At 57.9% G+C, this 378-nt stretch carries 1 pseudogene; it reads left to right on the forward strand.

The window, feature by feature from the left end:
• Positions 1 to 378: pseudogene (locus RTW80_RS27670) on the forward strand (gfo/Idh/MocA family oxidoreductase); the annotation flags it as partial.

A 378-nucleotide genomic window follows, 5' to 3' on the forward strand; every position in this document is an offset into this window, starting at 1 on the left:
GCGCTACCTGGACGGCGAAAACCCGAACACCTTTAACCCGGCCTTCTCGAATGGCTCGATTATGGATATCGGTTTTTACTGCCTGGCCTCTGCGGTCGCCCTGTGGGGTGAACCGCACGGCGTAACCGCCACCGCCAGCCTGCTGGAAAGCGGCGTGGATGCACACGGCGTTGTGGTGCTGGACTACGGTGATTTTAGCGTGACGTTGCAGCACTCGAAGGTCAGTGACTCCGTACTGCCAAGCGAAATTCAGGGCGAAGACGGCTCGCTGGTGATCGAAAAAATCTCCGAATGCCAGAAGCTAAGCATCGTTCCCCGCGGCGGCAAAGCGCAGGAGCTGACGCAGCCTCAGCATATTAACACTATGCTCTATGAGGC

The sequence above is a fragment of the Escherichia sp. AM3 genome (genome assembly GCF_032029835.1).
GTDB classification, from domain to species: domain Bacteria; phylum Pseudomonadota; class Gammaproteobacteria; order Enterobacterales; family Enterobacteriaceae; genus Escherichia; species Escherichia coli.